The sequence below is a fragment of the Gallicola sp. Sow4_E12 genome, assembly GCF_052116305.1.
Taxonomy (GTDB): domain Bacteria; phylum Bacillota; class Clostridia; order Tissierellales; family Peptoniphilaceae; genus JBQKLI01.
Genome location: NZ_JBQKLI010000006.1, coordinates 32,950 through 47,942, shown reverse-complemented (window position 1 = coordinate 47,942; position 14,993 = coordinate 32,950). Strand labels below are relative to the sequence as shown.

Below are 14,993 nucleotides of genomic sequence, written 5' to 3'. Positions count from 1 at the left end.
TTAATCTCTGTTATGAAGCAGCTTATCTTTTTGATCCCATAATTTTTGAGATAGATCGACAATATAAATATGGGGGAATTCAAAACGCTTCACTTCTTCCCATAATGTTTCTACTTCTTTTACACAGTATTCTTTTATTTGATCTAGAGAAGGAAGGTTATAAACACATTGCCCTTTTTCGAAAATGGGAACAAGCAGCTCTTTTACATAAAAGTTTGTAAACGTCTTTCGCTTCCATGTATAAACGGGATGGAAGATTTCTAAAGGTTCGTTTGTGTCGATCTCTTCAGAATGCATACAGATCAAGTCCGCATTCGCTTTATGGGAGTTTCGGTCATAAATTCGGTAAACTTGTTTAAAACCGGGAGTGGTGATTTTTTCAACATTTTCGCTGATTTTAATTTTTGCTTCGATCTTACCTTCTTTTTCGATAGCAACGAGCTTATAAACACCGCCGAAGACAGGGTTCGATTTCGCGGTAATAAGACGTTCTCCTACACCGAAAGATGTGAGCTTTGCTCCTTGATCGAATAAATCAGTGATCGTATATTCATCTAGAGAATTAGAAGCAACGATTCCGCAGTCTTCATAGCCGGCATCATCGAGCATCTTGCGGGACTCTTTAGAAAGATAGGCGATATCACCGCTGTCGATACGAACGCCCTTAGGTCGTTTGCCTAGAGGTTTCAGTACTTCGTCAAAGGTTTTAATGGCGTTTGGGATCCCTTCTTTTAAAGTGTCATACGTATCTATAAGCAGGGTGCAGTCGTCAGGATATGCCCTTGCATAAGCTTTAAAGGCATCAAGTTCGCTGTCAAACATCATAACCCAAGAGTGAGCCATGGTACCTAAGGCAGGAACGTTATACTGTTTATCGGTAAGGGTATTTGATGTGCCTACAACGCCTCCGATAAAAGCGGCCCTTGCTCCTAATGTAGCTGCATCGGCTCCTTGAGCTCTTCTTGCTCCGAATTCCATTACAGCCCGTCCCTTAGCCGCTCTTACAATACGGCTGGATTTTGTAGCGATAAGAGACTGATGGTTGATGGTTAAAAGAGCCATAGTTTCAATAAGCTGCGCTTGCACAGCCGGTCCTCTTACGATTACTAAAGGTTCGTTTGGAAAAGCTACACTCCCTTCAGGCATCGCCCATACATCGCATTCGAATTTAAAGTCCGCCAGGTACACTAAAAAGCGGTCGGAAAATATATTTTTATTTCTAAAATATTCGATGTCGTCTTTTGTGAAGTGAAGGTTTTTCAGATATTCTACCAGCTGCTGCAAACCGGCTACAATTACATAACCGCCATTGTCCGGGATTTTTCTGAAATAAAGATCGAAATAAGTGATGCGATCCTCAAGCCCTTCTTCCAGATAACCGTTGGCCATTGTAAATTCGTAAAAATCAGCCAAAAGTGTCAGATTTCTATTTTCAGTCCAGTCAAACATAATAGTCTCCTTTAAGATTATTCATTAAGTACTACTTTACATTATAGTCTAAGGCTAAAAATAAAAAAAGGATTTCCTATAAAACAACAATGTGTTTCGCTTTTGAAAGGCTCTTTCACAACAAAAGCTTTGTTATTGTATAATAGAACTATTAGGAGGAAGAGATGAAAAATATTATTGTGGTTGGGGCAGGAGCTTCCGGCATGTTTTGTGCTTTATTATTGAGAGAAAGAGGATTTGAAGTGACGGTGTTGGAAAGAAACGATAAGATTATGAAAAAAATCTACGCTACTGGAAATGGCCGCTGCAACTTTACAAATCGAAATATAAATATAAAAAATTATCACGGTGTGAATCCGAAGTTTGCCATGACGGCAATTCATCAGTTCTCAAATCAAGAAGCTATCGAGTATTTTCACAAACTTGGAATTCCTGAAATCGAATTAGAAGAAGGAAAAATATTTCCTATGAGCCTCCAAGCTTCTTCTATTCCTCTTCGAGTGGAAGAGTATGCTAAAAATATAGGGGTTAAGATTCTTTTAAACACCTATGTAAAAGACATTGCAAAAAAAAGCCAGTATATAATCGCTGACGAGAAAGGCAAAAAATATTATGCTGATGAAGTTGTTATAGCAGCGGGAGGAAGGGCCATGGAAAATTCCGGTTCCGACGGCAACGGCTATAAGCTTGTGAAAAAATTCGGTATCGATATTATAGACACTCATCCGGGGATTGTGCAGCTGAAACTGGACTATCCTTATCTAAAAAGAATGGATGGTACGAAAGTGCCCGGGTCCTGCACCTTAGTAGTAGATGGCAAAAGTATCCGCAAAGAATATTCGGATATTTTATTTACCCGATACGGTATTTCTGGACCGGCAGTTCTTCAGATATCTTCAGAGGCTATACGAAGTTTAAAAAAAGGCAAAGATGTACGTCTATCTATTGACATTTTACCGGCTATGGAAGAAAATATATTGTATTATTTTTTGAAAACAAATTTTGAAAATAATTCATTTGCTTCATTGGAAAAGGCGTTGGTCGGGTTGATACATAAGAACTTGATAATACCGATACTTCGCGATCTTAATCTTGACAAAGACAAGAAAGCTGCCGAATTAAGCAATGGAGATATTCACAGAATAAAGGAAAAATTAAAAAATTATAGTTTTAAAGTATTAGGAGAAAAGTCGGATAAAGACGGACAGATAACCTGCGGCGGTGTATCTACGAAGGAAATCAGCCCTAAAACGATGGAATTAAAGAAAAGGGAAGGTCTGTATTGTATTGGCGAAATCATCGATATCGATGGAGATTGCGGCGGTTATAATCTGCAATGGGCATGGTCTTCGGCTTATGTTTGCGCAATGAATATGGACTTATATTAAAGGAGACATTTATGTTAAAGATGAAAAGAAAACTTCAGCAGTTAGATCAAAGCGGGAGAAAAATCCGCATCAGTCTGGTTGGAGCGGGAAAAATGGGAAATGGTTTAATCAATCAAATGTCAAGAATCCAAGGTATGCGTCCTTCCGTTGTTGTTGATGAAGAAGTAGAGAAAGCAAAAGCTTCTTTAATAGCGGCGGGGGTAAAAGAAGAAAATATTATTCGTACTACTTCTGTAAAAGAAGCGGAACTTGCCTTGAAAAAAGACGACTTTGTAATATCTGACGATTACACATTAGCCTACAAGCTCAATGCCATTCAAGGAGTTGTAGATGCAACAGGAAATCCTCCCTTTGGAGCAAAGCTTGCGAAAGAATCTATAGACCATTACAAACATATTATTATGCTGAATGTGGAGTGCGATGCAGTAGTCGGACCGATTCTTTTAGACCGGGCAAACAAAAAAGGCGTTATATATACGGGAACGGCTGGAGATGAGCCGGGAGCGATTATGGAACTCGCTGATTTTGCAGAAGGTGTGGGTTTCAAGTTATTAGCAGTGGGAAAAGGAAAAAATAATCCTTTAAACCATTATGTGACAGAAGAAGACTTGAGAGAGGAAGCTTTGTCGAAAGGTCTCTATCCTAAAATGCTTACTGCCTTTGTAGACGGAACAAATACAATGATCGAGCTGACTTCTGTTGCCAATGCCCTCGGGTTTACGCCGGATGTAGTGGGATGTCACGGTTTTGAAACGGATGTGAAAAGACTTCCGAAACAAATGTCTTTAAAAGAACAAGGGGGCATTTTAAATAATTATGGGACAGTAGATTTTGCCTTCGGAATCGCTCCGGGAGTTTTTGCCGTAGTGACCCATGAGTCAGGAGAAGTGAAAGATCTTATGAAGTATCTTTCTATGGGGGAAGGACCGAACTATCTTTTATACAGACCCTATCATTTAACAAGTCTTGAGACGCCGATGACAATCTATAATGCCATTGTGGAAAATGATGCGACCATCGCTCCTCTTCAAGGACAAGTATCCGATACAGTCACTGTTGCGAAAAGAGATCTTAAAAAAGACCAAACGTTGGAAGGAATCGGCGGAAAAGACGTCTTCGGACAGATTACAAGCCACAGAGACCAAAAGAAGAGAAATCTTCTGCCGGTAGGTTTGATTACAAAAAATACAAAGATAAACTGCGATATTAAAAAAGATACGTTCATCACATTGGATATGGTAGAACTTGAAGAAGATAATCTTATTATTCAATTGAGAAAAGAACAGGATCTCTTGGGATTATAATCTTGACAAAAAATCTCAAAAAGGATACTATTACCTGTAGATAAACGAGGAAAAGAACTTTTGTTAAGGGAAGCTTTAAAGAGAGATCCGGCAGCTGAAAAGGATTAAGGAGAACTTGGCAGAACATCATCTTGGAGTTAAAAACCTGAAAAGAAGTAAGGTTTTTCGGACCTGTGCCGTTATACAGTTTAAGTGGTGAGCAATTCACAACCAGGGTGGTACCGCGGAATTTTCGTCCCTAGACTATGTCTAGGGACTTTTTTTGCTTTATAAAGAGAAGGAGAAGATAATTATATGGCGTCATTTAAAGAACTATCCAAAGAACCCGTTAAGAATCGGGAACAGGAAATATCGAAATATTGGGAAGAAATAGATCTATTAAAAGAAACTCTAAATCAAAGACCGGAAGATAAAAACTATGTGTTTTACGATGGTCCTCCCACTGCGAACGGAAAACCGGGTATCCATCATGTAATTTCTAGAACATTAAAAGATATGCAGTGCCGTTATAAAACGATGCAGGGCTATCGAGTTCAGAAAAAAGCCGGATGGGATACACATGGGCTGCCAGTAGAAATTGGCGTGGAAAAAGAACTGGGTCTTGAGAGTAAAAAAGAAATCGAAGATTACGGCGTAGAAAAATTCAACCAAAAATGTAAAGAGTCTGTATTCAGCTATGAGAAGCTATGGAGAGAAATGTCAGAGCGCATGGCTTACAATATTGACATGGATCATCCGTATATTACCCTTGATAATAATTATATCGAATCTGTATGGTGGATTATGGATCAGCTTTTCAAGAAAGGTTTGATCTACGAAGGAGCAAAAATTCTCCCTTATTGTCCTCGATGCGGAACAGGTCTTGCATCTCATGAAGTAGCACAAGGCTATGAAATGATTAAAACAGATACGGCTACTGTTGCCTTCCATAGAACCGGAACAGACGAGCATTTCCTAGCATGGACTACAACACCATGGACATTGCCTTCAAACGTTGCTTTAACAGTACATCCTGATGTGGATTATGTTTTAGTAGAAGCTAAAGGCAATAAATTCTATGCTGCAAAAAATCTTGCACCAAAGCTTTTCGGAGAAGAGTATACAATTTTAAAAGAGCTTAAGGGAAAAGATATGGAGTATATGGAGTACGATCAGCTGATTCCGGGAATTACTCCAGATAAAAAAGCTTTCTTTATAACCTGTGCAGATTATGTCACAACAGAGGATGGTACAGGGATTGTCCACACAGCTCCAGCCTTTGGGGAAGACGATTATCAGACAGGAAGAAGATATGATCTTCCGTTGATTAATCCTGTAGACGAAGAAGGTAAATTTACAGACACTCCATGGAAGGGAATGTTTGTTATGGATGCGGATTTGGATATTATAAAATATCTTAAAGCCAACGATCTTTTATTTACGAAACAAAAAGTAGAGCATAATTATCCTCACTGCTGGAGATGCCATACACCGCTGATCTATTATTCTAAACCTTCTTGGTATATCGAAGTAACGAAGGTGAAAGACCAGCTTATCGAAAACAACAAGGGAGTAAACTGGTATCCAGAGCATATAGGAGAAGGACGATTCGGAAACTGGCTAGAAAATTTGAAAGACTGGGCGATCTCAAGATCCAGATATTGGGGAACACCTTTGAATGTTTGGAAATGCGAAGACTGCAATCATTTGACATCTGTAGGTTCAAGACAAGAATTAAAAGAAAGAGCCATAGAAGAAATATCAGAGGATATAGAATTACACCGCCCTTATGTAGATGACGTTCATTTAACTTGTCCCGACTGCGGCGGACGTATGACAAGAGAACCGGATGTAATCGACGTATGGTTTGACTCCGGGGCAATGCCTTTTGCTCAGTACCACTATCCATTTGATCATAAAGAGGATTTCGACAAAGTCTTCCCTGCAGACTTTATCAACGAAGGAATCGACCAGACAAGAGGCTGGTTCTATTCGCTTCTTGCGATCTCTACGATGATTACAGGCAAAGCGCCTTATAAAAATGTATTGGTCAACGATCTGATCTTAGATAAAAACGGAAAGAAAATGAGTAAATCAAGAGGAAATACTCTCGATCCGATTCAATTATTCGACGAGTATGGAGCCGATGTTGTAAGATTCTATTCTTTAATGGTATCTCCTCCATGGATTCCTACAAAGTTTGACGTGGATGGACTTCAGGAAGTACAAAGCAAATTCTTCCGTTCCTTTAGAAACACTTACAACTTCTTCCAGATGTATAGCGAAACGGATAATATCGATCCAAGAGAATTTTTCGTGGAGTATGACAAGAGACCGGAAATTGACCGCTGGATCCTTTCGAAATACAACAGCTTGTTAAAATCTTATGCTGAAAACATGGAAATTTTTGAAGTGACAAAAGTTGTTCGAGAGATTTCCGATTTTGTTGTAGAAGATCTTTCAAACTGGTATATCCGTCGAAACAGAAGACGTTTCTGGAAAAAGAATGTGGATGAAGATAAACAGTCGGTATACAATACAACCTATGAAATTCTTCTGGGAATATCTAAATTAATCGCACCATTTACTCCATTTATAGCAGAGGAAATCTATAAAAATCTTACAGATAAAAAGTCTGTTCACTTAGATTTTATTCCGGAAGCTGACCTGTCTTTAATCAACGAAGATTTGGAAGAGCAGATGGAACTTGTGAGAACCTTAGTAACCTTAGGAAGAGCATCTCGGGAAAAGGCAAATATCAAAGTCCGTCAGCCTCTTCAAAATATCATTGTCGATGACAAATACAAAGACAAAATCGAAGGTTCTGTTTCATTAATCCAAGAAGAACTTAATGTTAAAAATGTCGAGTTTGGAAAAGATTTATCAGAGTATATGGATTATGAATTAAAGCCGAATTTCAAAGAAGCAGGACGTATTCTAGGTAAAAAAATCAAAGCATTCCAAAACTATCTTGGTTCTGTGTCTGAAAAAGAGTTTATCGAGAAAATTAAAGAAGGGCTTACGATCGAACTAGAAGGGGAAGAAACAAAGATTGAAGAGAACTATGTTGAAATCCGTGTTTCTGCAAAAGAAGGGTTCGATGTGGAAAATGAAAACGGCGTCTTTGTTATTTTAGACACTACGCTAAACGAGGATCTTCTAAAAGAAGGATTTGCAAGAGAGTTTATTTCTAAAGTTCAGCAGATGAGAAAAACAAAAGACTTCGAAGTATTAGATCATATCCGCGTGAAGTATATTCCGACAGAAGCATTAAAGAGCGGAGTCGATCTTTATATGGATAAGATAAAAGAGGAAGTTCTTGCAGTATCTGTAGAAGAAGCAGAGGATCTCCCTGGAGATTTTATAGAATTAAATGGAGAAAGTACAAAGATTGAAATTGAAAAAGAATAATACCATTGAAAAAGTAGAACAGCAAAGGAAAGTATTGTTGGGACTTGAATGTCTCACGGTGTTTTTAATATTCTTTTCTCTCCATTATTCGAATACAAGTGTAATTCCCTCGTTTACACCTTGGCTTTTGATAGGTGCTTTTGTAATCGTCGCCTATCTAAGAATCTTTCTGCATAAGAAATATTATGTAGTTGAAAAAATGGGGAGGACAAGAAACCTGACCATACTGATTCGTGTGATTCCTTTTGCAGCGTTGGCGGCCTATCTTTTATTGCCGAAAACAAACGGGATCAACGGAATTGCTGCAGGACTTTTAGCGGCTTCTTATTTCTATATTGAGGATACCTTAACGGTATATATGCACGTGGATGAGTATAACAAAATACTAAAAAAACGAAAAAGAAAGAAAAATAGAAAATAATGAAAAGGACAGGAGTGCAGGCTCTTGTCTTTTCTTGTATTTAAGGAGAGACTATGGAAATAGAATTAATGAATATGTGTATGATTCATAATACGAAGACGGATGAAGTGGTAGTACTAGATAAAATTGCCAAAGAAGGTTGGGAAGGGCTGACATTTCCAGGAGGGCATGTGGAAGAAGGAGAAAGTTTTTTTGATTCTGTGATTCGGGAGATTAAAGAAGAGACGAATTTGAATATTGAAAATCCTTTTATTAAAGGTGTCATCCAGTGGATAGAAGAAGGAAATCAAAAACGGAGAAGCGTAGGAATTCTCTATTATACCAATAAGTACAGCGGTGTGCTGGAGGAAGAGAATCGAGAAGGGAAGCTTTACTGGATGAAGCGGGAGGAGTTTATAAAAGCGGATAATCTATCGAAATCTATGGATCTGTGTATTGATATTTACGATGGAAAAATGAAAGAAGTTCTTTTGTACTTTAAAGAGGGAGAATATCAGTATAAAAATTCTTTCTATTAATTCACATTTTCTATATAATCTTATCTTATACTTAGAAGAAGGAGATAAAAATGGAATTATATGATCAAGTCAAGAAAATGATAAAAGAATCAGATAATATCGTCTTTTTCGGTGGCGCGGGGGTATCAACAGCCTCTGGGATTCCCGACTTCAGGTCAGCAGCAGGCCTTTATAATCAAAAGCACGATAGCGATTATTCCCCAGAGTATATGCTAAGCCATGAATTTTTTGAGGAAAAGCCGAAGGAATTTGCTGAATATATTAAGAAGAATCTGATCTATGAAGATATCAGTCCAAACAAAGCCCATAAAATTCTAGCATCATGGGAAAAGGAAGGCAGATTAAAAGGTATTATTACACAAAATATCGACAGCCTTCATCAGCTCGCAGGGTCTAGGAAGGTCTTTGAACTCCATGGAAATTTGAGAGAATATTATTGCGTATCCTGCGGGAAGAAATATACTTTAGAAGATTTTTTAAAGAAAGAAAATCCGCCTCTCTGTGATAAATGTGAAAGCATTATTCGAGCAGATATTGTACTATACGGAGAGGGTCTAAAGCAGGACGTGATCGAAAAATCCATAGAATTAATTCAAGAGGCTGATGTGCTGATTGTAGGAGGGACTTCCCTTGTAGTTTATCCTGCTGCAGGATTTCTAGACTATTATAATGGGAACAAAATGATTCTTATCAATAAAGAACCCACTGCAAAGGATGCAATCGCCGACTATGTATTTTACGGGGATATAGGGGAAGTGCTTGAGAGTATTGCAGAAGGAAAGGAGCAATAATGAACCAAAGGATTTATCAATTTATGAAAGACCGTTATGGATTCGATGAATTATCAAGGACGATGATTATTATAGGCGTCCTTATTTCGATAGCTAATATTTATTTTAAAAATCCTTATGTAAATTTTGTGCTGATTTTAATATTCTTTTATTTCGGGTTTTATCGTCCCCTTTCAAAGAATAAAACTCAGCGGATTATCGAAAGAAGAAAATACAGGGATATTACAAAACCTCTTAGAGAATTTTTTCAAAAGTCGAAGATACGTGCTCAAGGAATGCAGCATTATAAATATTTTCACTGTCCCAGCTGCAGAAAAGAATTGAAAGTGCCAAAAGGAAAAGGAAAAATTAAAATCACCTGTCCTTATTGCAAACATAATTTTATTAAGAAGACCTAAAAACATCGCCTTTTAAAAATAAGGCGATGTTTTTAGGTCTTTGTATGGTTAGAAAAGAAAGGATCGTTAATTCTTTTCGGAGGTCTATTTAAAATTGATTGTAAAAGGAAATTTACGGGCTTCTTCTGTGTTGTTGTAGATTACTACAAAATCTCCCTTTAAGCTTTCTGGTTTTTCTATAGTTTCTTTTTGCAGTTCGGCTTTATAGATGCCGATACCGTCTCCCTCTGTAACAGTACTAGGAGCGATTTCGTCGGAAAAGCCAATACTGTTTGTATCTTTTCCGTTTATTTTTACATTTCTTGTTTGTATATCGTATTTTTTATCTGTCTTATTATCATAAGAAAGCTTAACAGTATAGCTGTACTCATCTTCCGCCATTTCTAGGAATGTAACTTTAATATCGTCTTTGTCATAGAGAACTTTATTTTTATCTGTAGAAGCGAATTCTGTGGAAACCTTATTCTCAGAAACCCTATCTTTATCGGCCGGTTTACCGCAAGCTGCAGCTGTGAAGATCAATAATAATGCAAGTAAGCAAGTTAATTTTTTCATGGAAATCTCCTTCATGATTTGTTTATAGTATTTATGTTTATTGTATACTCTTGATTGTTCCAAAGTCAATATAGAACAAAATTTATTTTAACTATACTAATTAAAATACAACAAAGTTTAATAGAATGAAGGGAAAAGGGTATAAATTTAAAACAGGTAGTTTCACATTACCATCGGATTGAGAATAGTGAAGTTTGATGATATAATTTAAACTATCAAAATAAAGCTAGATTTGCAGCTGGAGATATTTCGCAAAGGCAAATGTTTTCATCGGCGAATCCATAGGAGGTATATTTATGAAGGCGTATCCTACAGACAGGATAAGAAACATTGCACTAGTTGGACATAGCGGAAGCGGTAAAACAGACTTAACAGAAGCTATTCTTTATAAAACTGGTGTAACGAACAGAATTGGAAGAACAGAAGAAGGCAACACAGTATCGGATTTTCAAGCAGAGGAAAAGAAAAGAAAATCTTCCATCGGAACAACAATTATTCCGATAGAATGGGAAGATACAAAGATCAACTTTATCGATACTCCTGGATATTTTGATTTTCAAGGAGAAGTTTTCGCCGCTCTTAGAGCTGCAGAGGCTGCACTTATCGTAGTAGACGGTGTAAACGGAGTCGAAGTAGGAACGGAAAAAGTCCTAAAATATACAGACAAAATCCAGCTTCCACGAATTATCTTCGTAAACAAAATCGATAAAGAAAATGCGGATTACGAAAAAATTGTTCATGATTTAAAAAATAAATTCTCAAATCGTTTAGTACCTTTTACCCTTCCTATATTTGAGGGAGAAGAATTTAAAGGTATCATCGATGTTTTAAATAAAAAAGCATATACTTACGAGAATATGGTTCGTACAGAAATCGAAATTCCAGAAGATCAATTAGACGAAGTCGATGCTGCTTATAACGATATCGCAGAAGTGGTAGCTGAAGCTGGAGAAGAACTGATGGATAAATACTTCTCCGGAGAAACTTTTACCCATGAAGAATTGATGGTAGGTATCGTTACAGCTCTTATAGAAGGAGCAGTAGTACCTCTATTAGCAGGTTCAGCGGATTCAGGTGTTGGAGTAGATCTTCTACTGGATATTATAACAAAATATATGCCGACTCCAGACGACGACAGAGCTCGTTACGGTTTCCGTCATGAAGACGATAAAATGAGAGAAGTCAACGTAGATGCACCTATGGCTGCAGTTGTATTTAAAACAATAATAGATCCATTTGTAGGGAAAATATCGGTCTTTAAAGTTATCTCAGGAAAAATTACGAGGGATGCTGATATTTACAATGTAACTCAAGATAAAACTGAAAAAATCGGCGGTTTGTTCTTTTTAAGAGGAAACGAGCAGATTGAAGCTTCTGAAATTGTTGCAGGAGATATCGGAGCGATTTCGAAATTCTCTACCACAGCAACGGGAGATACATTAGCTACGAAAAACGATCCTACACTATTTAAAAAACTGAAGTATCCAAGACCAAATCTTTTTATAGCGGTAGAACCTGTATCGAAAGGCGATGAAGACAAAATATCTTCAGCTCTTGCAAAACTTCAAGAAGAAGATCCTTCTTTCGTTTCTAAAAGAGACCCGGAAACAAAACAGCTGGTTATCGGCGGACAAGGAAATGTACAGCTTCATATTATTCGAAACAAACTGTTGGATTCTTATGGCGTTGAAACGAAGGTTGTTCCTTTCAAGATCGCTTATAGGGAGACAATTCGCGGAAAATCAGATGTACAAGGAAAACATAAGAAACAATCCGGCGGTGCAGGACAGTATGGAGATGTTCACATTCGTTTTGAGCCTACAGAGGAAGACTTTGTATTTGACGAAGAAGTATTCGGCGGATCTGTTCCAAAGAACTATTTCCCTGCTGTTGAAAAAGGACTTCAGGAATCTATGCAGAAAGGACCATTGGCAGGCTATCCTGTAGTAGGAGTAAAAGCTACACTTTATGACGGATCCTACCATGCAGTAGACTCTAACGAGATGGCCTTTAAACTAGCGGCTCAGCTTGCCTTTAGAAAAGGAATCGAAGAAGCTCAGCCTATCCTTCTTGAACCGATTATGAAAGTTGAAATCAATGTTCCGGAAGAATATATGGGAGATGTAATGGGGGATATGAATAAGAGACGGGGACGTATCTTAGGAATGGAACCTCAAGAAGACGGTTCACAGACTATTGTGGCAGAAGCTCCTCATGCAGAACTGTTTGAATATTCTATCGATCTTCGTTCTATGACTCAAGCAAGAGGAAATTTCTTTATGGAATTCGAACGCTATGAAGAAGCCCCTCATAATGTTGCTGAAAAGATTATCGAAGCGAGTAAAGAAGATTAATAAAGGCGGGATTGCTTCGCAACCCAGGCAGGATGCCTTTGGCACCTAGGCACTAGGCAGCACACCTTTGGTGGCTAGGGAAGAGAGAGGAAAAGAGAGGAAAAGAGAGGAAATAGGTTATAGGGAATAGGTAATAGGGATGGAGGAAAATGCGGAGCATTTTCTACGTATAAAAGGCGTCGTTAGACGTTCCCCTGCTTCCGACTCTCCACTCTTTTCTAAATCTCAATTAAATATTGTATAATACCTACAATAATGGTATAATAAAAATGTCTCTAGATAGAGACATTTTTACGAAATGTATAGTCAAAGATAGTCAAAGTTAGAGGTGTGGAAATGGCAGGATTGACAAATAGTATAGAGGAGTTTTTAAAGAAACTTCTATTGGAAACAGAAGACGGAGTGCTTGAAATTGGAAGAAATGACTTGGCAAATCATTTTAATTGTGCTCCTTCCCAAATAAATTATGTATTGACGACCCGTTTTACTCCCTATGAAGGATATCATATAGAAAGTAGAAGAGGCGGAAGTGGGTATATTAGAATAATGAAGCTTTCTTTTAAAGAGCAGCCGAATATCAGAGAGCTTATCAATGAGGCAGTAGGACCAACGATTACAAAAAACAAATGCTATCATCTGATCAACACCTTAGTGGAAGAAGATGTTTTAACACAAAGAGAAGGACAGCTGATTATGCATGGATTAGAGGATACTGCCCTTACCAATGTAGACAATAGTAAAAGAAACGAAGTTCGTGCTGATATTTTACGCAGTATTTTATTGGTGCTGCTTAGATAGGAGGAAATCCATGAAATGTGACAAATGCGATCAAGATGCCGTAATAGAAATTAACGTTTTAAGCGATGAAGGCTCCGCCAAAATCGCCCTATGCGAATCTTGTTATCAAAATTATATAGAAGAATTTGATCAGCCGATGATAGAAAATAGTTCAGGGGATGAAGAATACAAATTTTTTCAGCAGATATTGTCGGAATTAGTCAGTTCTATGCTTGTACCGGAAGAAACGGAGAAAGCAGTTTTAGAAATGCATTCGGAAGATCTTGAAGAGAACAAAACTTCGAAAAACTGCAGCCATTGCGGCACAAGCTTCAGCTGGATTTTGCAAAACGGAAAGTTCGGCTGCGATCACTGCTATGAGGAATTTAGAAATTCTATCGATCAGATACTCCTTCAGACCCAGGGAACGAACGAACACAAAGGCAAGGTGCCGGAAATATATGAAGGGCTTCGTACGATCCGAAAAGAAATTCGAGACAAAGAGGATCAGTTAAGAGAAATGGTTTACGAAGAGAAATACGAAGAAGCTGCCTCTTTAAGAGACGAGTTGAAAGATCTAAAAAGTGAATTAATTAAGGCGAGTGATCAGATCGATGAAAGATGATATAAAAGACTACGAAGATATCGTGATTAGTACAAGGGTGCGACTTGCGAGAAATATAAAAGACCACCGATTTCCCCATCTCCTTCAAGATGAAGAGTCCAAGGAAATTATAGAAATTTTTCAAAATGCTATGGAGTCGGTAGATCCGGATAAGGAGTTTGATTTTCAGCGCATGAGCGAAGTTAACAGTGTCGGAAGACGGATGCTTATGGAAGACCATCTTGTTAGCCCAGAACTCAATAAAAACAAGGAGATCTCCGCTTACTTTCTTCATAAAGACCGGAAAGTAAATCTTCTGATCAACGAAGAAGATCATCTTCGCCTGCAGGTACTAAACGACGATTTTACCTTAAGAGAAAATCTGAATCGGGCTAGGGAAATCGAAGAACAGCTGGAGAAGAAGATCAACTTTGCTTTCGATGATAAATACGGATACCTTACAACCTGTCCGACAAATGCAGGGACAGGCTTGAGGGCTTCCATTATGGTGCATCTTCCCGCTTTAAGGGAAGCTGATTATATGGAAGGACTGCAGGATTCTTTAAACAAATTGGGTATTACTGTAAGAGGATTCTACGGAGAAGGAAGCAAGGCTTCCGGAGACCTCTACCAAATCTCAAACCAGCAGACCTTGGGAATCAGCGAACAGATGCTGGTAGAAAAAATAGAAAATATTGCCCATCGAATCGTAATGAACGAAAGAAATGTGCGTGCGAGAACTTTAGAAAAACATCCAGTAAAAATAAAAGACAAAGTCTTTCGTTCCCTTGGTGTTTTAAAATATGCAAGACAAATCGGGGAAGAGGAAGCTTTCGAATGTCTATCCAACTTAAGAATGGGAATAGACTTAGGGCTGTACCAAGGTCTTGGCTTTAAACAGATGAATGAAATGATGAAAAAAGTGCAGAAATATACTGTACTCAACTATAAATACGATTTAAAAAGCTATAAAGAAGAAGACGTGATAAGAGCGGATTGGATCCGCGATTTTATCAAGAAGGAGGAAATTTTTGAATAATAACA

At 37.9% G+C, this 14,993-nt stretch carries 13 protein-coding genes and 1 other annotated feature; of the genes, 11 read left to right on the top strand and 2 right to left on the bottom strand.

All coding sequences use genetic code 11. The features are described 5' to 3' along the window. Complete coding sequence (locus ACTQ46_RS04485) at positions 1 to 1,449, bottom strand: nicotinate phosphoribosyltransferase (protein ID WP_441747727.1); 1,449 nt, start codon at positions 1,447 to 1,449, stop codon at positions 1 to 3. 164 nt (positions 1,450 to 1,613) lie between these two features. Here ACTQ46_RS04485 and ACTQ46_RS04480 point away from each other — a divergent pair, with 164 nt between their 5' ends. From ACTQ46_RS04480 to ACTQ46_RS04450, 7 genes are all read left to right on the top strand, one after another. Then, positions 1,614 to 2,837, top strand: a complete 1,224-nt coding sequence (locus ACTQ46_RS04480; protein ID WP_441747726.1) for an NAD(P)/FAD-dependent oxidoreductase — start codon at positions 1,614 to 1,616, stop codon at positions 2,835 to 2,837. A gap of 11 nt (positions 2,838 to 2,848) precedes the next feature. After that, positions 2,849 to 4,141, top strand: coding sequence for an NAD(P)H-dependent oxidoreductase (locus tag ACTQ46_RS04475; RefSeq protein ID WP_441747725.1), 1,293 nt, complete (start codon positions 2,849 to 2,851; stop codon positions 4,139 to 4,141). Positions 4,142 to 4,179: 38 nt separating this feature from the next. Further along, positions 4,180 to 4,384, top strand: a binding site (T-box leader). A gap of 51 nt (positions 4,385 to 4,435) precedes the next feature. After that, on the top strand, positions 4,436 to 7,531 hold the full coding sequence (gene ileS, locus ACTQ46_RS04470) for an isoleucine--tRNA ligase (protein ID WP_441747724.1): 3,096 nt from the start codon (positions 4,436 to 4,438) through the stop codon (positions 7,529 to 7,531). After that, a complete protein-coding gene (locus tag ACTQ46_RS04465) occupies positions 7,494 to 7,952 on the top strand; it encodes a hypothetical protein (protein ID WP_441747723.1) in 459 nt (152 codons plus the stop codon). The genes ileS and ACTQ46_RS04465 overlap by 38 nt, the downstream gene beginning before the upstream one ends. 53 nt (positions 7,953 to 8,005) lie before the next feature. Then, positions 8,006 to 8,470, top strand: coding sequence for an 8-oxo-dGTP diphosphatase (locus tag ACTQ46_RS04460; protein ID WP_441747722.1), 465 nt, complete (start codon positions 8,006 to 8,008; stop codon positions 8,468 to 8,470). Between the two features lie 50 nt (positions 8,471 to 8,520). Continuing rightward, the gene (locus tag ACTQ46_RS04455; RefSeq protein WP_441747721.1) at positions 8,521 to 9,261 is read left to right on the top strand and encodes an NAD-dependent protein deacylase; all 741 of its coding nucleotides are present in this window, start codon (positions 8,521 to 8,523) and stop codon (positions 9,259 to 9,261) included. Then, on the top strand, positions 9,261 to 9,659 hold the full coding sequence (locus tag ACTQ46_RS04450) for a hypothetical protein (protein WP_441747720.1): 399 nt from the start codon (positions 9,261 to 9,263) through the stop codon (positions 9,657 to 9,659). Before ACTQ46_RS04455 ends, ACTQ46_RS04450 begins: the two co-directional genes overlap by 1 nt. An 84-nt stretch (positions 9,660 to 9,743) precedes the next feature. Here ACTQ46_RS04450 and ACTQ46_RS04445 read toward each other — a convergent pair whose 3' ends face one another. After that, positions 9,744 to 10,214: a hypothetical protein gene (locus ACTQ46_RS04445; protein ID WP_441747719.1), complete on the bottom strand. Its 471-nt coding sequence runs from the start codon at positions 10,212 to 10,214 to the stop codon at positions 9,744 to 9,746. A gap of 296 nt (positions 10,215 to 10,510) precedes the next feature. Here ACTQ46_RS04445 and fusA point away from each other — a divergent pair, with 296 nt between their 5' ends. The 4 genes from fusA (at position 10,511) to ACTQ46_RS04425 (ending at position 14,988) form a co-directional block, all read left to right on the top strand. Next, positions 10,511 to 12,568, top strand: a complete 2,058-nt coding sequence (gene fusA, locus ACTQ46_RS04440) for an elongation factor G (protein ID WP_441747718.1) — start codon at positions 10,511 to 10,513, stop codon at positions 12,566 to 12,568. Positions 12,569 to 12,904: 336 nt separating this feature from the next. Continuing rightward, complete coding sequence (locus tag ACTQ46_RS04435; RefSeq protein ID WP_441747717.1) at positions 12,905 to 13,366, top strand: CtsR family transcriptional regulator; 462 nt, start codon at positions 12,905 to 12,907, stop codon at positions 13,364 to 13,366. Between the two features lie 10 nt (positions 13,367 to 13,376). Continuing rightward, on the top strand, positions 13,377 to 13,970 hold the full coding sequence (locus ACTQ46_RS04430; RefSeq protein WP_441747716.1) for a hypothetical protein: 594 nt from the start codon (positions 13,377 to 13,379) through the stop codon (positions 13,968 to 13,970). Beyond that, positions 13,960 to 14,988 carry an ATP--guanido phosphotransferase gene (locus ACTQ46_RS04425; protein WP_441747715.1) on the top strand — a complete coding sequence of 343 codons (1,029 nt, stop codon included), beginning with the start codon at positions 13,960 to 13,962 and terminating at the stop codon, positions 14,986 to 14,988. Before ACTQ46_RS04430 ends, ACTQ46_RS04425 begins: the two co-directional genes overlap by 11 nt. Positions 14,989 to 14,993: the final 5 nt, after the last annotated feature.